The sequence below is a fragment of the Bradyrhizobium sp. AUGA SZCCT0169 genome, assembly GCF_018130085.1.
In the GTDB taxonomy this organism is placed as follows: domain Bacteria; phylum Pseudomonadota; class Alphaproteobacteria; order Rhizobiales; family Xanthobacteraceae; genus Bradyrhizobium.
Window position 1 is genome coordinate 30,961 of sequence record NZ_JAFCMC010000049.1, and the last position, 22,305, is coordinate 53,265.

The following is a 22,305-nucleotide window of genomic DNA, read 5'->3' on the forward strand; positions in this document are numbered from 1 at the left end:
AAATGTGGGATTTCACATAGACACCAAACCTGGAAAAGCTCTAAAAAGAGCCCACGCCGCTCCGGCCGGTTCCGTTTCAGGTCTCGTGATGGATTACAGCAAGTTCTTCTCCGCCGCCCTCAACCGCCTGCATGACGAGCGGCGCTACCGGGTTTTCGCCGACCTCGAGCGGATCGCGGGCCGCTTCCCGCATGCGGTCTGGCACTCGCCGAAGGGCCAGCGCAACGTCGTGATCTGGTGCTCCAACGACTATCTCGGCATGGGCCAGCACCCGAAAGTGGTCGGCGCCATGGTCGAGACCGCGACCCGTGTCGGCACCGGCGCCGGCGGCACCCGCAACATCGCCGGCACCCATCACCCGCTGGTGCAGCTGGAGGCCGAACTGGCCGACCTGCACGGCAAGGAAGCGTCACTGCTGTTCACCTCGGGCTACGTCTCGAACCAGACCGGCATCGCGACCCTGGCAAAACTGATTCCGAACTGCCTCATTCTCTCCGACGCGCTCAACCACAATTCGATGATCGAGGGCGTGCGCCAGGCCGGCTGCGATCGCCAGATCTTCCGCCACAGCGACATGGCGCATCTGGAAGAGCTGTTGATTGCCGCAGGCCCCGACCGGCCCAAGCTGATCGCCTGCGAGAGCCTTTATTCGATGGACGGCGACATCGCGCCGCTCGCCAGGATCTGCGATCTCGCCGAAAAATACGGTGCGATGACCTATGTGGACGAAGTGCACGCGGTGGGCATGTACGGCCCGCGCGGCGGCGGCATCGCCGAGCGCGACGGCGTCATGCACCGCATCGACGTGCTCGAAGGCACGCTGGCCAAAGCCTTCGGCTGCCTCGGCGGTTACATCGCAGGGAAGGCCGACATCATCGATGCCGTCCGCTCCTACGCGCCGGGCTTCATCTTCACGACCGCACTGCCGCCGGCGATCTGCTCGGCCGCCACAGCGGCAATCCGCCACCTGAAAACCTCGAACTGGGAGCGCGAGCGCCACCAGGACCGCGCCGCCCGCGTCAAGGCGATCCTGAACGCCGCGGGCCTGCCCGTGATGTCGAGCGAGACCCACATCGTGCCGCTGTTCGTCGGCGACCCCGAGAACTGCAAGAAGGCGTCCGACATCCTGCTCGAAGAGCACGGCATCTACATCCAGCCGATCAACTATCCGACCGTCGCCAAGGGAACCGAGCGCTTGAGGATCACGCCCTCGCCCTACCATGATGACGGCCTGATCGATCACCTTGCCGAAGCGCTGCTTCAGGTCTGGGAACGCCTCGGCCTGCCCCTGAAGCGGAAGTCGCTGGCGGCCGAGTAACCGTACTCCCTCGAAACCCCGGAAATTGGGCCGGTAGCGCGGTGCGCTGCCGGCCCATTGCGTTTATACTGGCGCTTCCGGTCCGGCGCGGCGGAACAAGAGGCGCCCGAACAGAGGCCGGGAAGGGAGACAGGCAGCAATGCTGCACGACTGGGGCGTGATCGCCGCCGCATTCGCCTATATCGGACTGCTGTTCTTCGTCGCCAGCTATGGCGACCGCCTGTCGCCGAGCCAACGCGGCCGCGCCAGCATGATGATCTATCCGCTGTCGCTGGCGATCTACTGCACCTCCTGGACCTTCTTCGGCTCGGTCGGCTTCGCCAGCCGCACCAGCGTCGAGTTCCTCGCGATCTATGTCGGCCCGATCCTGATGATCGGATTGTGCACGCCGCTGCTCCGCCGCGTGATCCAGCTGGCCAAATCGCAGAACATCACCTCGATCGCCGACTTCATCGCCGCCCGCTACGGCAAGAGCCAGGCGGTGGCCGCGACCGTCGCCGTCATCGCGATTATCGGATCGGTCCCCTACATCGCGCTCCAGCTCAAGGCGATGTCTTCCTCGCTGGAGACGATCCTGAGTGAAGACAAGCTGTTCTCCTCGATCCCGCTGATCGGCGACATCGCACTGGTGGTGACGCTGGCGATGGCCGTGTTCGCCGTGCTGTTCGGAACCCGCCAGACCGACGCCACCGAGCACCAGCACGGCTTGATGCTGGCGGTCGCCACCGAATCCATCGTCAAGCTGGTGGCGTTTCTCGCCGCCGGCCTCTTCGTCACCTTCTGGATGTTCTCGCCAGTCGAACTGATCGAACGCGCGATGAAAACGCCGGAAGCAATGCGCGCGATCAACTACTCGCCTTCGATCGGCAATTTCCTGACCATGACGCTGCTCTCGTTCTGCGCGATCATGCTGCTGCCGCGGCAGTTTCACGTCAGCGTGGTCGAGAATTCCAGCATCGACGAGGTCAATCGCGCACGCTGGCTGTTTCCGCTCTATCTGGTCGCCATCAATCTGTTCGTGATCCCGATCGCCATCGCCGGCCTCGTCACCTTCCCGTTCGGTGCTGTCGACAGCGACATGTTCGTGCTGGCGCTGCCGATCGAGGGAAACGCGCCCTTGCTCAGCATCGCGGTCTTTGTCGGCGGCCTGTCGGCCGCGACCGCGATGGTGATCGTGGAATGCGTGGCACTTTCGATCATGGTTTCGAACGACATCGTCTTGCCGCTGGTGTTGCAGCGGAGCCCGCGGACGCGCCCGGGCCAGCAGGATTTCGGCGACTTCCTGCTCAAGGTGCGGCGCTTTGCGATCTTCGCCATCATGGTGATGGCCTATTTCTACTATCGCGCGCTCGGCAGCACCCAACTGGCCGCGATCGGGCTGCTGTCGTTCGCCGCCCTCGCCCAGCTCGCGCCGGCCTTCTTCGGCGGCCTGTTCTGGCGGCAGGGCACCGCGCGCGGCGCCATGGGCGGCATGCTGGTTGGCGTTGCCGTGTGGATCTACACGCTGTTCCTGCCGAGCTTCCTCGAAACCACCACGGCGGGGCTGCAATTCCTGCAGCACGGACCGTTCGGCATCGAGGCGCTTCGCCCGCGGGCGCTGTTCGGCGCTGATCTGCCGCCGCTGATGCATGGCGTGCTGTGGTCGCTCGGGCTCAACATCCTGACCTACGTCGTGATGTCGCTGGCGCGCCAGCCGTCTTCGATCGAACGGTTGCAGGCCGACCTGTTCGTGCCGAGCACGCTGACGCCGATTACGCCGACCTTCCGGCGCTGGCGCACCACGGTCACGGTGCAGGATATCCAGAGCACGGTGGCGCAATATCTCGGCCCCGACCGCGCCCGCCAGGCGTTCGAGACCTTTACCGCCGGCCATCCCGGTCATCTCGATCCGGCCGCGCCCGCCGATTTCGAGTTGCTGCAGCACGCCGAACGCCTGATCGCGTCCTCGATCGGGGCGGCCTCCTCGCGCCTCGTGATGTCGCTGCTGTTGCGCAAGCGCACCGTCTCCGCCAAGGCGGCGCTGAAGCTGCTCGACGATTCGCACGCCGCGCTGCATTTCAACCGCGAGATCCTGCAGACTGCGCTGAACCATGTGCGCCAGGGTATTGCGGTATTCGACGCCGACCTGCAGCTGATCTGCTCGAATGCGCAGTTCGGCGAAATCCTCGCGCTGCCGCCGCATCTGGTGCAACTCGGGATTCCCTTGCAGGAAATCCTCGAATTCATGGACGCCGTCAGCCCGCCCGGCTCCGGCAACAGCGACGCCCTGCTGGCGCTACGGCTGAAAGCCTACACCACCGAGGGCGAGCCCTATCTGGAACGCCTGCCCGACCGGCACATGGTGATCGAGGTCCGCTCCAACCGGATGCCGGGCGGCGGGCTCGTGATCACCTTCTCCGACGTCACGCCGAGCTTCGAGGCGGCGGAAGCGCTGGAGCGCGCCAATGCGACGCTGGAGAAGCGGGTGCGGGACCGCACCGAGGAACTCACCCGGCTGAATTCCGAACTGGCGCTGGCCAAGAGCACCGCCGAGGACGCCAACATCTCGAAGACCCGGTTTCTCGCGGCCGCCAGCCACGACATCCTGCAGCCGCTGAACGCGGCGCGGCTTTATGTCACGAGCCTGGTCGAGCGCCAGAGCGGCGGCGAGGATTCGCGCCTGGTCGAGAACATCGACGACTCGCTGGAGGCGATCGAGGAAATCCTCGGCGCGCTGCTGGACATCTCGCGGCTCGACGCCGGCGCGATGACCACCTCGATCACCAGCTTCAAGATGGCCGACCTGATGCGGTCGCTGGAAATCGAATTCGCCCCGATCGCCCGCGCCAAGGGGCTGAAGCTGAGCTTCGTGCCGTGCTCGCTGCCGGTCGAATCCGACCGCGCGCTGCTGCGCCGCCTGCTGCAGAACTTCATATCCAACGCGATCAAATATACCCCGCGCGGGCGGGTGCTGGTCGGCTGCCGCCGCCGCGGGCAAACCCTGCAGATCGGCATCTATGATACCGGCGTCGGAATCCCCGTGCAGAAGCGCGGCGAGATCTTCAAGGAGTTCCACCGTCTCGAACAGGGCGCGCGGATCGCGCGCGGGCTCGGCCTCGGGCTCTCGATCGTCGAGCGGCTGGCGCGGGTGCTCAACCACGGCATCGCGCTGGGCGCCAATGCCGGCGGCGGCTCGGTGTTCTCGGTGACGGTGCCGGTCGCCAAGGCGGTCAACTATACCGCCGCCGTCACCAGCGCGACGCCGCTCTCGAAGACGCCGATGAGCGGCGCATTGATCGTCTGCATCGAAAACGATCCGGCGATCCTCGATGGCATGAAGACGCTGCTCACGGCGTGGGATGCCGAGGTGATCGCGGTGGCCGATCCCGAGGCGGCGATCGCCGCGATCGAGACGTCGGGCGGAAGCGTCACCGGCCTTCTGGTCGACTATCACCTCGACCGCGGCAACGGCGTCGCCGCGATCCGCGAGATCCGCCGCCGCTTCGGCGAGAACACTCCGGCGATCCTGATCACGGCGGACCGCAGTCCGAATGTGCGGGCGGCCGCGCGCGAGGAAAATATCGCGGTGCTGAACAAGCCGGTCAAACCGGCATCGCTGCGGGCGCTGCTCGGCCAGTGGCGCGCCCAGCAGCTGGTCGCGGCGGAGTAGGCGCGAGCCGCGCGCGAAGAGCGTAGGATGGGTGGAGCCAACGGTCTAACTCTTTGCCGTTACGCCGTCGGCGTGCCCTGGCGCCACTGGCCGCCGGAGATTTTCGCGGCTGCGATCACGGCCTGGGTGCGGCTTTCGACGCCGAGCTTCTGCAGGATCGCCGAGACATGCGCCTTGATGGTCGCTTCCGAGACACCGAGCTCATAGGCGATCTGCTTGTTGAGCAGCCCCTCCGACAGCATCATCAGCACCCTCACCTGCTGCGGGGTCAGCGTCACCAGCCGGTCGCGCAGCCGCGTCATGTCCGGGTCGGCGGCCGAAGACAGATCGGTGTCCTGCGGCACCCAGACGTCGCCTTCCATCACCTTCATGATGGCGTCGCGCAGCGTCTCGACCCCGAAGCGCTTGGGAATGAAACCGGAGGCGCCAAAATCGAGCGACCGTCGGATGGTTCCGGCGTCGTCGCTGGCGGAGACGATCACCACCGGAATCGCCGGATATTGCGCGCGCAGGTAAATCAGGCCGGAGAAACCCGAGATCCCCGGCATGGTCAGATCGAGCAGGATCAGGTCGACGTCGGAGTCCCGTTCAAGCAGCGCGGTCAAGTCGTCGAACGAGCCCGCCTCGCTGATCACGGCCGAGCTTATGACGCTCGCCACCGCTTGCCGCAGGGCGTCGCGGAACAAGGGATGGTCATCGGCGATGACGAGATGGGTGCTGGTAGCGGCAGTCATTTACTTCTTGCGAAAAGCGTTGCGGCAAGCCGGTGACCGTTTTCTGTAGGCCTGCCAAGCGGTTTTGCAATTGTCCCCTGCCCGGCGGCTTCATGCAAGCGCGCAATACCGGCACGCCACAAAGCGGTTAATCCTCCAGTTTGTGCATCGCAACAAGGCTGCCGGTTCGGACGCACATCAAACGCGGAACAGCAGATCGCGGGTCAGATCATCGACGTTTGCGACAGCACCGGTCGGCCTATGCCGCGGCCCCCACGATCAGTGCCCGTTCCAGCGCGGCCCTGTCCATCCGCGCAATCAATTCGTCATGGATGTTGCAAAGGCTGACACGGAGGTAATTGCGCGTCGTCTGGAAATCCCGTCCGCGCAGCTTTTCGTGGATCGGCATCATCGAGAAATAGCTTTCCGCCAGCGGTTCGGGAATGTCCATCACGCGCTTCGGCGCATGGCCGCCGACCAGATCGAGACGATGCGCGAGTTCGCGACGCGCTTCGAGCCAGGCAGCTTCGCCGAGCGACGGAGGAACCGGATAGCGGTCGAAAACCGAAAGAACCACAAGCGTCAATGGGTCGAGAATGGCCCGGCGCTGGGTCCCAGCCTGAGCAGCCAGCACCCCCTCGATCATTTCGCCCACCATCGCAAGACCCAGCGGAAAGGCTTTCCAGCGCGCGCGCTCGACGGATTGCGCAAATCCCTCTTCGGCGAATAACACCTTGGCGTAGTGACCTGCACGGGCGCGCGAATATTCGTAGATGCCCTTCTGCACGATGAAGGCCGACTGCGCATCGATGAAGTCCGCAAGCGCTTCCGGGTCGCGAATCGGCGGACGGGGGCGAAACAACTTTTCGAACAGCTTCATCGCATTCTCATCCAGCTCGATCGGCCCAGACTACTTCGTCAGCTTACCCCATCTGGTTCACGACAAGTCCAACGTTCTCAACGCATCCCTGTTAGCAGTTGCAACAATTTCACACCCCGCCGAAAGTATAATGAAGACCTGACCAGTCGTAGTGTTAGCGTCAGACGACTCCGAACTGGCGCAAGACCGGTTGAATAAGCGGCAAGGGGGGCGCCGTGCTGAAGGGATTTGCATTCCCCTCGATCATTTAATCCGGTGCATTGATGCGCCGGTGCTTTGGGGAGGATTTGCAACGATGCCTGACTCTGCAAGCATGAAAGAGAGAGAAGAAGCGCACTGGGCAAAGACCTCGCGCCTGATGTTCACGCATCTCGGTGTCTGGTTCTTCTTCGGCTTCGTCATCCACATGTTCGTGGTCCCGCTCAACAAGATCACCATTCCGATCCTTAACTTCCCGCTCGGCTTCTATATGGCCGCGCAGGGCTCCCTCATCGTGTTCGTGGTCATGCTGTTCCTCTTCGCGAAGCAGCAGGACAAGATTGACCGCGAATACGGCTTTGCCGAGGAAGATTGAGGGGGAAGAGATCATGGCCACAGAAGCTTCTGCCAAAAGCTCGGATTTCATCAAGAATCTGGGCAAGATGTACGGCACCTATACCGGCGGCTTCATCGCGTTCATCCTTCTGCTCGCACTTATGGAGCAGATGGGTGTTCCGAACAAAATTCTCGGCTACCTGTTCGTGTTCTTCACGCTCGCGGTCTACGCCATCATCGGCGTGATGACGCGAACCGCTGAAGTCTCGGAGTATTACGTGGCCGGACGGCGCGTTCCGGCTTTCTACAACGGAATGGCGACGGGCGCCGACTGGATGTCGGCGGCGTCCTTCGTAGGCATGGCCGGCACCCTTTTCCTGCTGGGTTACGACGGCCTCGCATGGGTGCTCGGATGGACCGGCGGATTCGTGCTGGTATCGATCCTGATCGGGCCATATCTGCGCAAGTTCGGCGCCTATACGGTGCCCGACTTCCTGTCGTTCCGGTACGGCGGAAACTTCGCGCGCGCGCTCGGCGTGATCGTGCTCGTTTGCTGCTCCTTCACCTATGTGACTGCGCAGATCTACGGCACCGGTCTCATTGCCTCGCGATTCCTCGGGATGCAGTTCGAACTTGCAGTTTTCGCCGGGCTGGTCGGCATTCTGCTCTGCGCGATGCTGGGCGGCATGCGGGCGGTGACCTGGACGCAGATCGCGCAGTACGTCGTGCTGATCATCGCTTATCTGACCCCCATCGTGATCCTGTCCACCAAGAAATACGGAATTCCGATTCCGGAACTCACCTATGGGCAGGCGATCGCGGAGATTACGGCGCGGGAGCAGCAGATGCTGGCGACCGGCCTTGCGACGGTGGCAAACCTCAAGCCGCATATTCAGCCTTTCATCAACTACAGTCCGCTGAACTTCTTCGCGATCATCATGTGCATGATGGTCGGAACGGCTTCGCTGCCGCATATCCTGATGCGCTACTTCACCACCCCCTCGGTACGTGAGGCACGCCAGTCGGTGGCATGGTCGCTGCTGTTCATCTTCCTGCTGTACTTCTCGGCGCCGGCCTACGCGGCGTTCTCGAAGCTGGAAGTTTACACCAACATCATCGGGCGCGACCTGACGTCCATCCGCCCATGGTTGTTCAACTGGGGTGAACTCGGGCTGATCCAGATCTGCGGCAAGAACGCGGCCAATATCGACGCCATCGTTGCAGCCTGCAAGGCCATTGCCGGTCATCCCGGTGTCGTCAGGCTGCAGGACTTCGTGATCAACACCGACGTGATCGTGCTCTCCACCCCGGAGATCGCGGGACTTCCCTATGTGATCTCGGGTCTGGTGGCGGCGGGCGGCCTTGCCGCCGCGTTGTCCACCGCTGACGGGCTGCTGCTCGCCATCGCCAACGCGTTGTCGCACGACGTCTACTACAAGATGATCGACCCCAACGCACCGACCATGCGCCGGCTCACCGTGGCGCGCGCCCTGCTGGTCGTCGTCGCCGTGATTGCGGCCGCGACGGCAGCTACCAAGCCGGCAGATATCCTGGCCATGGTCGGCTGGGCGTTCTCACTGGCGATGGCGGGCAACTTCCCGGCGCTCGTGATGGGCGTCTGGTGGAAACGCACGACGGCGACGGGAGCAATCTGCGGCATCATTGCCGGCTTCGGACTATGCCTGTTCTATCTCGTGACCACCCGCTACTTCCCGGGCGCCGGCGTGGCGTATTTCGGCATGACTTCGCTGACCAACCCACTGACGGGACTTCCGCTGGTCGACATCGCGAAAGCCATGGCATTACCCAATGCCATGGAGAGTTTCCCAACACTGGCCCACCCGATGGCGAACAAGGTCGGATGGTTCGACCTCAACAATATCGCCTGCGGGTTGCTGGGAACGCCGCTCGGCTTCGCGGTCATCTACATCGTCAGCCTGCTCGGCAAGGAGCCGTCGAGGGAAATGCAGGCCTATGTGGACGATATCCGCAAACCGCGTGGCAGGACGGTGCTCGAAGAGAGGACCACTTAAGAGCGCAACGACTGATATCGGCAAACGGGGCCCTCAGGGCCCCGTTTTGTTTTCCTTGAGCCACGACATCGCTTGCCGGGAAAGTCGCCACTTGCCATTGTTGACCACGATCGTGGTGCCGTGACACATCTCGATTCGTCGATAGCTGAAGCACTGCGGGAGCATTGGACTTTGGATACGGCAACTTCATTCGCCAGCTATTGGTATTTCCATCTGCCGAATTTCGTGCTGGCGGCGCTGATGTACACGATGCTCGGCCGGCTCCTGCTCGGCCTGATGGTCGACGCGGATTCGCCGAACTATATCTGGCGATTCTTTTGCCGGATTACCGATCCCGTGATCGCCGTCCTCGCGATCGTAACCCCGAAGATTACCCCTCCCCCCGTGCTGTGGCTGTTCGGCTTCGTCTGGATGTTCTGGCTGCGCGTGCTGTTTCACTACACGTTACTGGTGTTGAATCTCGCGCCCAGGTTCGGCGGAGCCGCGCCATGAACCGCAATTTCTATTTCATCGGAATTGCGTTCTTCGGAATGATCAACGGGATATTCAATCAGCTCGCGCTGATTTTCGCATTGCTGTACGTTCAGCCGCTCATCGGCCCCCTGCTGTTTGGCAGCCTGTCATTGACGCTGATGTTCGCGTCGCTGATGGTTTCCACCGCAACCGTCATCCTCGGCGGGATTCCGGCGGCAGTTTACGAACGGGCCACCCGCGCACCGGAATCGAACAATGTCTCGCTCTGGATCTGGCTTGCCGGAACAGCGCTACTCGCGCTGCCCGCCGCCGGCAATTTTCTCAAAATCGGCCTCTAGCCGAACAGTCCTGAGGTTGAGAGCGAGGGACCTTGGCGCTACGCTGAGCGTCAGGTGCTTGCTGGCGACGGAGCGTGGCGGATCATGGAAGAGATGCGCCGTATTGCCTATGAAACGGTGCTGCGCGCATGCGGGTTCGCGTCGCTGGCCATTTTCTGCGTCATGATCGGCCTGTCCTTCCTGCCGCGTTCTGCCTTTCAGGCGGGAGGGTTTCTGAGCATGGCGATGACACTTGTCCTCGTTCTGAAGGCCCGTGAAGCCCGAACGAAGGACCACCGCCGGACCGAGATGTGGCTCTATCTTCCGAAGGAGAAACGTCCGCCCCAGGCCTTCGCTCAAAGGACGATTTCGACGGTCATGCGCGAGACCTACTTGCTGTTCGCGAGCTGGACCGCGATCATCTCCATTGTGATGTGGAGCATCGCGCTGTTCTTCTCCGTTATTGGACTTTAGTTTGGAAACTGCATCAATAGTGGGCAGGATTCCGGCGCAACAAGGGTCCCGACTTTTGTCTAAGTGGTTTGCAGTTTTGAGCATGAGCTGGGGCATTTCCAAAGACCCAGGCCTGGAACGCGAAGCTCATATGTCGCGGTAAAATCAGCATTGTCCGCCGCGATTCGGCGGGCGCTATCATGCTCTCGCAGCGACCACGTCCGCCAACCTGACCGCAGGTGCGGCTGATCGATGCCATCCAAAAGTACTAAAGTACTATTGGGGCACGCTTCTCGAACATGTAGTTAGGCTCGCAATTAATTGCGCGTCGAACAGACGCAACGCACGTGTTCGTGTTTTACAAAAAACGGGGAGCGATCGAAATGTCCACTATGGCGGCAACGGAAAAAGTTAGAACCGGGGGAATGACGAAGGACGAACGTTTCGTCATTCTGGCTTCGTCACTCGGTACCGTGTTCGAATGGTACGACTTCTACCTGTTCGGTTCGCTTGCCAGCGTGATCGGCGCACAGTTCTTCGGCGTCATTGATCCCGCAACCAATCAGCCGATGTTCAACCAGGCCACCCGCGACATATTCGCGCTGCTGGCGTTCGCCGCGGGCTTCATCGTCCGCCCGTTCGGCGCCATCGTGTTCGGCCGGGTCGGCGACATCGTCGGCCGCAAATACACCTTCCTCGTCACCATTCTGATCATGGGCCTGTCGACCTTCATCGTCGGCATCCTGCCCAACGCGGCGACCATCGGCATTGCGGCGCCGATCATCCTGATCGGTTTGCGCCTGCTGCAGGGCCTCGCGCTCGGCGGCGAATACGGAGGTGCGGCGACCTACGTGGCCGAACATGCCCCGATGGGCAAACGCGGCTACTACACCTCGTTCATCCAGACCACGGCAACGCTCGGCCTGTTCCTGTCGCTGCTGGTGATCCTGTTCACCCGTACGGCGCTAGGCGAGCCTGATTTCGCCGCATGGGGTTGGCGTATTCCGTTCCTGGTGTCGGTCTTGCTGCTCGGCATCTCGGTCTGGATCCGGCTTCGCCTGAACGAATCGCCGGTGTTCCAGAAGATGAAGGACGAGGGCAAGAGCTCCAAGGCTCCGCTGACCGAAGCCTTCGCCAACTGGAGCAACGCCAAGATCGTAATTATCGCGCTGATCGGCGGCGTGATGGGCCAGGGCGTGGTCTGGTACACGGGCCAGTTCTACGCGCTGTTCTTCATGCAATCGATCCTCAAGGTCGACGGCTATACCGCCAACCTGCTGATTGCGTGGTCACTGCTGCTCGGCACCGGCTTCTTCATCGTGTTCGGCGCGCTGTCCGACAAGATCGGCCGCAAGCCGATCATTCTGGCAGGCTGCCTGATCGCGGCGCTGACGTTCTTTCCGATCTTCAAGATGATCACCAGCAACGCCAACCCGGCGCTGGAAAAGGCGATCGAAACCGTGAAGGTCGAGGTCGTCGCCGATGCCAAGGCCTGCGGCGATCTGTTCAACCCTGTCGGCACCCGCGTCTTCACCGCACCTTGCGACACCGCCCGCGCCTATCTCGCCCAGCAGTCGGTCAAGTATTCGACCCGCTACGAGGGCACCGGCGTGAAGCTCGTCGTCAACGGCAAGGACGTGGCTTACACGGATGCCAAGACATCCAACCCGGCGGTGCTGGCGGCGGTGCAGGCTGCAGGCTATCCGAAGGCCGGCGACGCCCAGATCGTGAAGATGGCGCACCCGTTCGACATCTTCAAACCGCGGGTCGCCGCGGTGATCGGGCTGTTGTTCATCCTGGTGATCTTCGTCACCATGGTGTACGGGCCGATCGCGGCGATGCTGGTCGAACTGTTCCCGACCAAGATCCGCTACACCTCGATGTCGCTGCCCTACCACATCGGCAACGGCTGGTTCGGCGGTCTGTTGCCCGCGACCTCGTTCGCGATCGTGGCCTCGACCGGCGATATCTACGCCGGCCTCTGGTACCCGATCATCTTCGCATCGATCACCGCGGTCGTCGGCTTCTTCTTCCTGCCGGAAACCAAGGACGTCGACATCACGAAGTAACCGGATTTCGTCCGCCGGGCAGCCGGCGGACGATCACAACACGAACCGGCCACGGAGCGATCCGCGGCCGGTTCTGTTTTTGGCGGGCGCGCCTTAAGCCGTCGCGCCGATAAACTGCAACACGATCTCGCGCCGATGCGGCCGCGCCCGGTGCTCGATCAGATAGATCCCCTGCCATGTTCCCAGCGCCAGCGCGCTGCGCAGCACCGGGACCTGCAGCGAGGTCGCGGTCAGCATGGTCTTGATATGCGCGGGCATGTCATCTGGACCTTCGGTGTCATGGCGCCATCCGGCGTTTTCCGGCGCGGCCCGGCTCAGCGCCGTCATGAGATCGCCCAGCACCGTCGGATCGGCATTTTCCTGGATCGTCAGCGACGCCGAGGTGTGGCGGATGAACAGCGTCACCGCCCCTTCGCGCGCGCCGGCCTCGCGCACGAATTTTGCGACTTCGGCGGTGAGGTCGGTAAACCCCGCACCTGCTGTTTGCACAGTCAGCAGCGAGGAGACGATGGTCGTCGCCGTGACGCTGGAGGGTGGCGTGCGGGTGAGCGATTTGGGTTGGGACATAAGGCCTCATCTCTTCGTCGTCCCGGCCTTGAGCTCAGATGCGCAATTGCGCATCGGGGGACCCATACGCTGCGGCCGTGCTGATGAAAGGCAGTGGTCGACGACTTCCTTCGAACAATAACGCCCTGTGGCTATGGGTCCCTGCGTTCGCAGGGACGACAGCGTCAAATCCTGCCGTTGACGTCCTTCTGCACGCGGTTGGCCATCTCGATCAATCGCTTCCAGGCCCGCTCCAGGAACGACATCATGCGATCCATGTCGCGATCGCTCGGCAGTGGAATTTCAATCTTGCGCTCGCCCTCGACGATCTTCGGTTCGCTCTTCTTCAGCGAGTCGGATTTCGGCATCGGCTCTTCGATCTTGCCGGCAACGGTCGGCTCGCGCGAAGCGAGCTCCTTCCTGAGCTTTTCATTGTCGGCCTGCAGCCGGCCGATCTCCACATCCAGCGCCGCACGCTCGTCGGGCACCGCGTAGCAGGCCCACCCCGCCCCCGAATTGCTGCAGGTCGAAATCGCGCCGGTTCGGGTATCGAGCCGCAGCACGCCATCCGCCGTCGAGGACAGCGCATAACGGCCGTTCTCGGTATCCGGCATCGCCTTCGGAGGCGCGGCGCTGGCGCCGGCAACACCCAGCGCCAGCACGGCAACAACGGAGAGAAACAATCTGCAGAGAAACATTCTGGAGGACGACGCTGTGCTCATGGGCTTGCTCCGCCTTAAAGACAGTACCGGTTTCCTCAACCGCCAGGACACACACAGGCGCATCACACGACGCCTCATCACGTAACGCCCTGGACCTTTGAGCTATAGGCCGCGCGGCCGGACTTCAACGCATCTCCCAGCAATTCTATCCGGTCCTGTCCCCAGAACACTTCGCCATCCAGCACATAGACCGGCGAGCCGAACACGTCGGCCGCCAGCGCATCCTGGCGATTCTGCTCATAGGCCGCGCTGATCGCATCAGTGGCGGATCGCTCCACCAATTGCTTGCCGGGCAGCCCGGATTCGTCGGCCAGCTGCGCAATCGTCGCAGGATCGGCCAGATTGAGCTGATCCTCCCACACGCCGGCAAATCCCCGCCGCAGAAACCGATCGGGATCGAGCCCGGCCTCGATCGCCGCGATCACGACGCCGTCGGCGAGTCGTGCGTTGAACGGCCAATTCGCGGGTTGAAGATGGAATTTCAGGCCGCGCTTGTCGCGCCAGCGCTGCAGCTCGACCATCCGGTAGCGCTGCCGCACCGGATGGCGCTTCATCAGCGGCAACCCGCCGGTTTCCGAGAACAGATCGACCAGCACCACGGGCTTGTGATTTACCTTGAGATCATAGGTACTTACGAGCTCGCTAAACGGCCCATGGCCGATATAGGCCCACGGCGATTGAAACGAGAAATAGTAGTCTACCTGGCGCGGCATGCGGGCTCCGGGAACGGCTGATGACAGGCGCTAGCGGCATCCCAACAGGTCAACCGAATCGGCGCAAGATCGCCCCTTGCCGCGCCAGGGGTCTTTTGTTCGAACGGGTTTTCCGGGCGCGAAGCAGCCTCTGCTCCACTTCAAAACGTTTTTGCTGCTGCACTGCGATGACGGGTCCACAGGCTCGTGGAATATCTCTAAATAAATCCAGCGAAATCAAAGCACTAACTGGTTACGGCGCAATCTTGACTTGATTAGACGTGGTAAGTATGGTCCGCGCGGCTTTTAAGGGTGACGGGCGTAATTTCCATCAACCGCAGCATCGTTTAATGTCTTGGGCATGGCCCAAGACAAAAGCGACAACGCAGGTGGAAATCGCGATCAATCGTCGTCCGATGAAGCTGCGCTTTCCGCAAGGCTCGGAAGTCTCGATCACCGGTTGTCCGAAATTCGTGACAGCCGAAAAATCAGGACTGATCAACCCGGTACTGAAAGCGGCGACAGGGCGGCCAGAGCTTCGGCGATGGCGCTTGGTTTCCGCCTTTCCTCGGAGTTGGTTGCGGGCGTTGTCGTCGGGGCAGGGATTGGCTGGGGTTTCGACTGGTTGTTGTCGACATCGCCGTTCGGTTTCATCGTGTTTTTACTGCTCGGCTTCGTCGCCGGCGTGGTCAACGTGGTGAGATACGCGGGCGTAGCCTCGGGCAAACGCTGAGCGCCGACGGGAAGTCACGACATTTGAAATTCGATTGCCGGCAATCTAGGCCGGCGGACCAAGGCCCGCGCGGATGAAAATCGACCCGATTCATCAGTTCAACATCGAGCCCCTCTTCACGATCGGCCATATCGGCAATCAGACGATCGCCTTCACCAACTCGTCGCTCTACATGTTCATCGCGGTGGCGCTGACTGCGGTGCTGATGCTCGGTGGCGGGCGGCAGCTGGTTCCCGGCCGTTTCCAGTCGGTCGCCGAAATCTCCTACGAGTTCGTCGCCAGCACCATCCGCAGCACCGCCGGCTCGGAAGGCATGAAGTTCTTCCCGCTGATCTTCACGCTGTTCATGTTCATCTGCGTCTCGAACCTCGTCGGCATCATTCCCTACACGTTCACGATTTCGAGCCACATCATCGTGACCGCCGCGCTGGCGTTCCTGGTGTTCTTCACCGTGCTGTTCTACGGCCTCTACAAGAACGGCCTCAAGTTCTTCAAGATTTTCGTTCCCTCCGGCGTTCCGATCTACATCCTGCCGCTGGTCATGTTCATCGAAATTCTGTCGTTCTTCCTGCGGCCGGTTTCGCACAGCGTGCGTCTGTTTGCCAACATGCTGGCCGGGCACATCGCGCTGAAGGTGTTCGCGGGCTTCGTCGCGATGCTCGGCGTCTCGCTGGGCGCGGTCGGCTGGATCGGCGGCATCCTGCCGCTGGCGCTCACCGTCGCCTTGACCGCGCTGGAACTGCTGGTCGCGTTCCTGCAGGCCTACGTGTTCGCGATCCTCACCTGCATCTACCTCAACGACGCCATTCATCCGGGACACTAAGCGGTCCGGAGAATTCCCACCCACAACTTCGTCTATCCCTCTAAGGAGCTCAAGAAAATGGAAGCATCAGCAGCAAAACTCATCGGCGCGGGCATCGCATGCATCGGCATGGGCGGCGCGGGCGTCGGCGTGGGCATCATCTTCGGCAACTACCTCGCCGCAGCGGTGCGCAATCCTTCCGCAGCCCAGGGCCAGTTCGGCAACCTGATCTTCGGCTTCGCCGTGACCGAAGCGCTCGGCATTTTCTCGCTGCTGATCGCGCTGCTGCTGCTGTTCGTTCCGCTCTGAGCTGCACCTTCCCGCGCCGCCCTCCGGCGGCGCGCATGACAGCAACAGGAGTTCCCCGTGGCTGAAAAGAGTCAGGGCGCCCCCGCCAAGGGCCAGAAGACCGGCGCCCACACCGAAGCCGATGGTGGCCATCACGGCGGAGGATTTCCTCCGTTCGAGTCGAGCACCTTCGCGTCGCAGCTGGTGTCGCTGGCCATCGCGTTCGTCGCGCTTTACCTGATCGTGTCGCGCATTGCGCTGCCGCGCGTCGGCGGCGTGATCGATGCACGTCAGAACGCGATCGAAGGCGATCTGGCCGCAGCGCAGAAGCTGAAGGACGAGTCGGCCGCGGCGCTGAAGGCGTATGAAGCCGACCTGGCTTCGGCGCGCTCCCGCGCCCAGGCCATCGGCGCCGAGACCCGCGAGAAGCTGAACGCAGCCTCGGAAGCCGAGCGCAAGACGCTGGAAGACCAGCTCTCCGCCAAGCTCGCCCAGGCCGAGAAAACCATCGCGGCGACGCGCGAGACCGCCATGAGCAACGTCCGTGGCATCGCCGCGGATGCGGCTGGCGCGATCGTGCAGCGGCTGACCGGCGTGCTGCCCGACGGCGGTGCGCTGAACAGCGCCGTCGATGCTTCGTTGAAGGGATAAATGATGTTCGCCGAGCCAGAAACCTGGGTTGCCATTGCGTTCGTCATCCTGCTGGCGCTGTTTGCCTATCTCGGCATCCATCGCACGGTGCTCAAGGCGCTCGACCATCGCGCCGAACGCATCAAGGCCGAACTCGACGACGCCCGCCGCCTGAAGGACGAGGCCGCCGCATTGCTCGCGGAATACAAGACCAAGCGCACCAGCGCCGAGCGTGAGGCCGAGGAAATCATCTCCAACGCCAAGGCCGAAGCCGAGCGGATCGCGGTCGAAGCCAAGGCCAAGATGGAAGACTTCGTCGCCCGCCGCACCAAGACCGCCGAGAGCAAGATCGCCCTCGCCGAAGCGCAGGCGCTCGCCGACGTCCGTTCCGCCGCGGCCAATGCCGCAGTGGCCGCAGCGTCGACCATCCTGTCGCAGTCGGTGAAGGGCTCGGTGGCCGATGACCTGATGGCCAAGGGTATCGCCGAGGTTCGCGCCAAGCTGAACTGAGCGGTTTCAAATCAAGAGACGCAAGCCGGCGCGATCATTTCGCGCCGGTTTTTTATTGCGTGGGCGCCGCCTTCTTGCGCGGCGCCGGCCGCTCCGGCTTCAGGGCCTGCGGGTCGAAGCCGATGTAGAAGATGTAGTTGTCGCTGGTTCCGGGCGCAGGCACCGGATAGACCAGATCTTCGGCCACCAGCGTAAACGGCTCGCTGCCGGTCTCGGTCATGCTGACCGTGGTCTGATAGGCCTTGGTGGCGATGGTCTTTTCGCTGATCCCGCCTTGCACCACCGCGACGCGAAGCGGAACCTGCACCGACGACGGCGCGCCGGCGGGACCGGCAATGACGCGCCCCTGAATCCCGATCCGCGCGGTAATGACGCCGCCATTGAGGCTGCATTCCCGCGCCGTCTTGCCGATGGTCGCCTGGAAGCGCAAATCGTTGCCGACCGGCTGCTTGCCGGGCGCGGCCACGGCATAGGTCGACGCGCCGGCCCTGACCCTCACCTCCGGACAGGTCAGGTCGCCGATATCCTCTTCGGCTTTCGGCGCAGCGCCTGGCGCCGGAGCCGGCTCGTCCGACTTACCGCCGAACAGGCCCTTGAAGCGGTCGGTCAGCGACTGCGCCGACGCAGGCTGGACGAGGCCGCAGCCGAGCCCGGCCACGACCGTGGCGGCGAGCGCTACTCTCAACAACCTGATGTCACCCATGCGACGTCCCTGCCATCCACGTCATCTCGAAGTCATGTTCCCGGCGGCCTTATAGCAGGCCAATGGCGGCGAACCCAAGGCCACCTAAAGGCGCGTGCGGCACCCGGCAAGGCCCTGAAATCATGGGTTAGCCGCGGAAATCCTCATGCAGCATGCCGAACAGCAGATGGTCCTGCCAGACCCCGTTGATGCACAGATAGCGCCGCGCCAGCCCCTCGCGGGTAAAGCCGCATTTCTCCAGTACCCGGATCGAGGGCGTATTGGTGGGAATGCAGGCCGCCTCGATACGGTGCAAATTGAGCTCGCCGAACAGCGACGGCAGCAGCACCCGCAGCGCCGTCGTCATGTAACCGCGATGGGCATGGGGCTGGCCGACCCAATAGCCGATGGTGCCGGCCTGCACGATGCCGCGGCGGACATTGGCGAGCGTGATGCCGCCGATCATGGTGCCGTCAGATTCGCGGAAAATGATGAACGGATAGGACCGGTCGGCCGCGATGTCCTCGGCATAGCGCCGCAGCCGCCGCCGGAAGCCGGCCCGGGTGAGATCGTCCGACGGCCAGATCGGTTCCCACGGCGTCAGATAGGCGCGGCTCGATTCGCGCAATTGCGCCCATTGCAGGAAATCCGCCATCTGCGGCGCGCGCAGCAACAGGCCGTGGCCGCGCGGCACGAGTGCGGCCGGTCCGCTGGATGGCAACCGAAACAGGGCCATGCCCTAACTCCCAGGACGCTCTCTTTCACGTGGAGTGGCGTCTTAATGTAACAAGGTCTTGGCCTTCACCTTGGTCAATCCTTCCGCAAAAGTCACCGCCGTGTCCAGACCCCTGCCGCTGCCGAGCGCCACGACCGCCGGCCGGCTGCGCGAAAGCAGTCCCCGCGCGGCATTGCGGGTCGATTCGACGCTGACCGCGTCGATCCGGGCGACCAGTTCCTCCGCCGTCAACGGCCGGCCGTACGCCAGCATATGGCGGGCGAGCTGCTCAGCGCGGGAGGAGCAGCTTTCCAGCGCCATCAAAAGCCCCGCCTTCATCTGCGCCTTGGCGCGGGCGATCTCGGCCTCGGTCAGGGTTTCCACCGCGTCGTTGATGACGTCGACGATCACTTCCATCATTTCCGGCGCGTCGTTCGGATCGGTGCCGGTATAGAGGCCGAAAAAGCCGGTGTCGCTATAGGGCGCATGGAAGGTGTAGATCGAGTAGCACAGGCCGCGCTTCTCGCGGACTTCCTGGAACAGCCGCGACGACATCCCGCCGCCGAGCGTGTTGGTGAACACCTGCAGCGAGAACAGCGACAGGTCGGTCTGCGGCACGCCCTCGAGCGCCAGCGTCATATGCGCCTGTTCGAGGTCGCGATGCACCACGCGCGAGCCGCCCTTGCCGAACATCGCTGCTTGCGGTTTCGGCGCCGGCGTTGCTTCAAAACTCGCAAAGCGCTCCGTCACTTCCTCGACGACGCGCTTGTGATCGACCGCGCCCGCGGCCGCCACCACCATGTCCGGCCCGCGATAATGCCGGGTGAGATAGCCGCGCAGCATGTCGCGATCGAATTTCTTCAGCGTCTTGGTGGTGCCGAGCAGCGATCGCCCCATCGGCTGGTCCGGATAGCAGAGCTCGTTGAGATGCTCGAACACGACGTCGTCCGGCGTATCCTGCGCGGCGCCGATTTCCTGCGCGATGACGCCCTTCTCGCGCTCGAGTTCGTCCGGCACGAAGGACGGATTGGCGAGGATGTCGGAGAGCACGTCGAGCGCCAGCGGCACGTCGGCCTTCAGCACCCGCGCATAATACGCGGTGGTTTCGGTCGAGGTCCCCGCATTGAGGTCGCCGCCGACCGCTTCGATCTCTTCCACGATCTCGCGCGAGGAGCGCCGCGTGGTGCCTTTGAATGCCATGTGTTCGAGCAGATGCGAGATGCCGTGCTCGTCGGGCTTTTCGTCGCGGCCGCCGACGCCGGCCCACACGCCAAGGGCGGCGGTCTCCAGATGCGGCATGCTGTCGGTAATGACGGTAAGGCCGGATGCTAGCTTGGTGACGTCGACGCTCATCCGGTAACTCCCTGCTTCGCGGCACGGCTCACCGAGCGCACGAATCGCTCCACTTCGGCTGAATCGTTTTTCATCACCGTGATGTGTTCAGATTTGGTCATCAGGCCGTCGAGCCAGGCCGGCAACTGCGGTCGCACGCCGCAGGCGGCCTCGACCGCATCGGGGAATTTGGCCGGATGGGCGGTCGACAGCACGATATTGGGAATCCTGGAATCCGAGGTGTCGCGATCGGCCACCGCCAGCGCCACCGCGGTATGGGGATCGACGAGGTCGCCGGCCTCCCGCCAGGCGGCGCGGATCGCCGCCGCCGTCTCGGTCTCGTCGGCGCGCCCGGCGTCGAACTCCTCGCGGATCGCGGCCAGCGTCGCGTCCGGCAGCACGAAACGCCCGGACTGTTTCAGCGAGCCCATCAGCCGCCGCACGCTGGCGGCATCGCGTTGACCAGCCTCGAACAGCAGCCGCTCGAAATTGGAGGACACCTGGATATCCATCGAGGGCGAGGCAGAAGCGTGCACCTCGCGCACCTCGTAGATGCCGGTCTTCAGCGTGCGCGGCAGGATGTCGTTGATGTTGGAGGCAATGCGCAGCCAACGGATCGGCAGGCCCATTTTCTTGGCGACGTAGCCGGCAAAGATGTCGCCGAAATTCCCGGTCGGCACCGTGAAATCGACCGTGCGCGCGGGCGCGCCGAGCGCCACCGCCGAGGTAAAATAATAGACCACCTGCGCAACCACCCGCGCCCAGTTGATCGAATTGACACCCGACAGCGAGACCGCATCGCGAAAGCCGTGATGATTGAACATCTCCTTCACGATCGCCTGGCAGTCGTCGAAATTGCCTTCGATCGCCAGCGCGTGCACGTTGGCCGCGCCCGTCGTCGTCATCATCCGCCGCTGCACGTCGGAAATGCGGCCATGCGGAAACAGCACGATCAGATCGACATTGTCGAGACCGGCAAAGGCGTCGACCGCCGCACCGCCGGTATCGCCCGAGGTCGCCACGACGATGGTGGTGCGCTGCGCGCGCTTGGCCAGCACGTGATCCATCAGCCGCGAGATCAACTGCATCGCGACGTCCTTGAACGCGAGCGTCGGACCGTGGAAAAGTTCGAGCACGAACTGGCTGGAGCCGGTCTGCCGCAGCGGCACGACAGCGGGATGGCGGAAGGTGGCGTAGGCTTCATTGGCCATGCGGCCGAGATCGGCGTCGGAGATTTCAGCCCCGGCGAACGGCCTGATCACCTCGACCGCGACTTCCCAATAGGGCCGTCCGAAAAATCCAGCGATGGTCTCGGGCGAAAGCTGCGGCCAGGTTTCAGGCACATAGAGACCGCCGTCGCGGGCAAGCCCGGTCAGCATCACATCGCAAAAACCCAGGGTGGGAGCTTCCCCCCGCGTCGAAATATACCGCGTCAAACCGCCCTCCAAAGGCGTTAGCCTTCCGCTAACCCTTTGATATCTGTGAATTATTACCCTTCGCCAACGACAAAGCGCGCGGCACCTTAAAGCGTTTTTGCTCCTTGTGAAATGCCGCAATGGCGAAAAGGTGAGTGCGGGGTAAGGGCTTTGGTGCGATTTGCGCGCCGCTCTTGCCTCCCAACGAACGGTCGTCCCGGCCTTGAGCTCAGATGCGCAATTGCGCATCGGGGGACCCATACCGCGTGATCTTTCGAAGAGGCTCGGTAACAGAGACCATCCGCAAAACTTCTTCCTGTGGTTATGGGTCCCGGCTCAAGGCCGGGACGACGGCGGTGTCTGTTGCTGCACCGTGGCCTAAACGCAGTTTCGCATTCTCGCGACGCGATGCGCCCGAGCTTTGCCAGAAATTCCTTGCCCTCGAAAATAGAGGGCGCAGGGAAGACCGGGTGCGCGCTGCACCCGCGGTCTCGTGTGCGAATAGTGCAAAGAAAGCTGCACACGAGCATACAGGGCAGCGGAGAACACCCGGCCTTCCCTGCGCAATGGCTTTACGGCTTATGCCGTGATCTCCCCGGAGACGAGTTCTTGGTTGACTCCGTCGCTGCCGTTCGGCTCTCGCCTACCCGACAGCTTGACACCTGCAACGGGTGCCAGGACCACACGGTTTTGCCGTACGCTCATCCACGCCGTCGTCGAGGCGTAAACCAGCGCCCACCGCAACCCGCCCAACGTCCGTGACGACGGCCGACGCCCTTCTGACCAGGACGGGATGGC

At 62.9% G+C, this 22,305-nt stretch carries 22 protein-coding genes; 13 read left to right on the forward strand and 9 right to left on the reverse strand.

The genetic code is table 11. From position 1 onward, the window contains the following. The first annotated feature begins 88 nt into the window (after positions 1–88). A complete protein-coding gene (gene hemA / locus JQ609_RS32280; RefSeq protein WP_212214620.1) occupies positions 89–1,318 on the forward strand; it encodes a 5-aminolevulinate synthase in 1,230 nt (409 codons plus the stop codon). Positions 1,319–1,457: 139 nt separating this feature from the next. After that, positions 1,458–4,967 carry a PAS domain-containing hybrid sensor histidine kinase/response regulator gene (locus JQ609_RS32285; protein ID WP_212214623.1) on the forward strand — a complete coding sequence of 1,170 codons (3,510 nt, stop codon included), beginning with the start codon at positions 1,458–1,460 and terminating at the stop codon, positions 4,965–4,967. A gap of 59 nt (positions 4,968–5,026) precedes the next feature. Here the strand turns inward: JQ609_RS32285 and JQ609_RS32290 are convergent, their stop codons facing one another. Next, the gene (locus JQ609_RS32290; RefSeq protein WP_212214625.1) at positions 5,027–5,701 is read right to left on the reverse strand and encodes a response regulator transcription factor; all 675 of its coding nucleotides are present in this window, start codon (positions 5,699–5,701) and stop codon (positions 5,027–5,029) included. Positions 5,702–5,939: 238 nt separating this feature from the next. Continuing rightward, complete coding sequence (locus JQ609_RS32295; RefSeq protein ID WP_212276679.1) at positions 5,940–6,560, reverse strand: hypothetical protein; 621 nt, start codon at positions 6,558–6,560, stop codon at positions 5,940–5,942. A 295-nt stretch (positions 6,561–6,855) separates the two neighbouring features. Between JQ609_RS32295 and JQ609_RS32300 the strand changes: the two genes are divergently transcribed. The 6 genes from JQ609_RS32300 to JQ609_RS32325 all read left to right on the forward strand — a co-directional run bounded on the left by JQ609_RS32300 (position 6,856) and on the right by JQ609_RS32325 (position 12,440). Next, entirely contained in the window at positions 6,856–7,134 is a 279-nt protein-coding gene (locus tag JQ609_RS32300; RefSeq protein ID WP_212214634.1) for a DUF4212 domain-containing protein, read from the forward strand. 13 nt (positions 7,135–7,147) lie between these two features. Then, positions 7,148–9,127, forward strand: coding sequence for a sodium:solute symporter family protein (locus JQ609_RS32305; protein WP_212214636.1), 1,980 nt, complete (start codon positions 7,148–7,150; stop codon positions 9,125–9,127). A gap of 171 nt (positions 9,128–9,298) precedes the next feature. After that, entirely contained in the window at positions 9,299–9,619 is a 321-nt protein-coding gene (locus JQ609_RS32310; RefSeq protein ID WP_212276680.1) for a hypothetical protein, read from the forward strand. After that, positions 9,616–9,939 (forward strand): hypothetical protein, encoded by a 324-nt coding sequence (locus JQ609_RS32315; protein ID WP_211997865.1) that lies wholly within the window; start codon positions 9,616–9,618, stop codon positions 9,937–9,939. Before JQ609_RS32310 ends, JQ609_RS32315 begins: the two co-directional genes overlap by 4 nt. Positions 9,940–10,023: 84 nt before the next feature. Beyond that, positions 10,024–10,392, forward strand: a complete 369-nt coding sequence (locus tag JQ609_RS32320; protein ID WP_211997866.1) for a hypothetical protein — start codon at positions 10,024–10,026, stop codon at positions 10,390–10,392. 404 nt (positions 10,393–10,796) lie between these two features. Further along, positions 10,797–12,440 carry an MFS transporter gene (locus JQ609_RS32325; protein ID WP_212214640.1) on the forward strand — a complete coding sequence of 548 codons (1,644 nt, stop codon included), beginning with the start codon at positions 10,797–10,799 and terminating at the stop codon, positions 12,438–12,440. Between the two features lie 93 nt (positions 12,441–12,533). Here the strand turns inward: JQ609_RS32325 and JQ609_RS32330 are convergent, their stop codons facing one another. From JQ609_RS32330 to JQ609_RS32340, 3 genes are all read right to left on the reverse strand, one after another. Continuing rightward, positions 12,534–13,007, reverse strand: a complete 474-nt coding sequence (locus JQ609_RS32330) for a secondary thiamine-phosphate synthase enzyme YjbQ (RefSeq protein WP_212276681.1) — start codon at positions 13,005–13,007, stop codon at positions 12,534–12,536. Positions 13,008–13,171: 164 nt separating this feature from the next. After that, entirely contained in the window at positions 13,172–13,708 is a 537-nt protein-coding gene (locus JQ609_RS32335) for a hypothetical protein (protein ID WP_249128694.1), read from the reverse strand. A gap of 77 nt (positions 13,709–13,785) precedes the next feature. Then, a complete protein-coding gene (locus tag JQ609_RS32340; RefSeq protein WP_212276682.1) occupies positions 13,786–14,421 on the reverse strand; it encodes a 2-hydroxychromene-2-carboxylate isomerase in 636 nt (211 codons plus the stop codon). Between the two features lie 340 nt (positions 14,422–14,761). On the opposite strand from JQ609_RS32340, the gene JQ609_RS32345 reads away from it, so the two are divergent. The 5 genes from JQ609_RS32345 (at position 14,762) to JQ609_RS32365 (ending at position 17,363) form a co-directional block, all read left to right on the forward strand. Further along, positions 14,762–15,133, forward strand: a complete 372-nt coding sequence (locus JQ609_RS32345; RefSeq protein ID WP_212214658.1) for an AtpZ/AtpI family protein — start codon at positions 14,762–14,764, stop codon at positions 15,131–15,133. Between the two features lie 73 nt (positions 15,134–15,206). Next, entirely contained in the window at positions 15,207–15,956 is a 750-nt protein-coding gene (locus JQ609_RS32350) for a F0F1 ATP synthase subunit A (protein ID WP_212038434.1), read from the forward strand. Positions 15,957–16,013: 57 nt separating this feature from the next. Next, positions 16,014–16,244 carry a F0F1 ATP synthase subunit C gene (locus JQ609_RS32355; RefSeq protein ID WP_192735362.1) on the forward strand — a complete coding sequence of 77 codons (231 nt, stop codon included), beginning with the start codon at positions 16,014–16,016 and terminating at the stop codon, positions 16,242–16,244. Positions 16,245–16,301: 57 nt separating this feature from the next. Next, the gene (locus JQ609_RS32360) at positions 16,302–16,874 is read left to right on the forward strand and encodes a F0F1 ATP synthase subunit B' (RefSeq protein WP_212214660.1); all 573 of its coding nucleotides are present in this window, start codon (positions 16,302–16,304) and stop codon (positions 16,872–16,874) included. A 3-nt stretch (positions 16,875–16,877) separates the two neighbouring features. After that, positions 16,878–17,363, forward strand: coding sequence for an ATP F0F1 synthase subunit B (locus tag JQ609_RS32365; RefSeq protein ID WP_212276690.1), 486 nt, complete (start codon positions 16,878–16,880; stop codon positions 17,361–17,363). 52 nt (positions 17,364–17,415) lie between these two features. On the opposite strand, the gene JQ609_RS32370 is transcribed toward JQ609_RS32365, so the two are convergent. The 4 genes from JQ609_RS32370 to thrC form a co-directional block, all read right to left on the reverse strand. After that, positions 17,416–18,066 (reverse strand): hypothetical protein, encoded by a 651-nt coding sequence (locus JQ609_RS32370; RefSeq protein ID WP_212214662.1) that lies wholly within the window; start codon positions 18,064–18,066, stop codon positions 17,416–17,418. Positions 18,067–18,193: 127 nt separating this feature from the next. Continuing rightward, on the reverse strand, positions 18,194–18,781 hold the full coding sequence (locus JQ609_RS32375) for a GNAT family N-acetyltransferase (protein ID WP_192735366.1): 588 nt from the start codon (positions 18,779–18,781) through the stop codon (positions 18,194–18,196). A gap of 42 nt (positions 18,782–18,823) precedes the next feature. Beyond that, positions 18,824–20,113, reverse strand: coding sequence for a pitrilysin family protein (locus tag JQ609_RS32380; protein ID WP_212214664.1), 1,290 nt, complete (start codon positions 20,111–20,113; stop codon positions 18,824–18,826). Beyond that, positions 20,110–21,528: a threonine synthase gene (gene thrC / locus JQ609_RS32385; protein WP_212214666.1), complete on the reverse strand. Its 1,419-nt coding sequence runs from the start codon at positions 21,526–21,528 to the stop codon at positions 20,110–20,112. Before thrC ends, JQ609_RS32380 begins: the two co-directional genes overlap by 4 nt. Between the last annotated feature and the right edge of the window lie 777 nt (positions 21,529–22,305).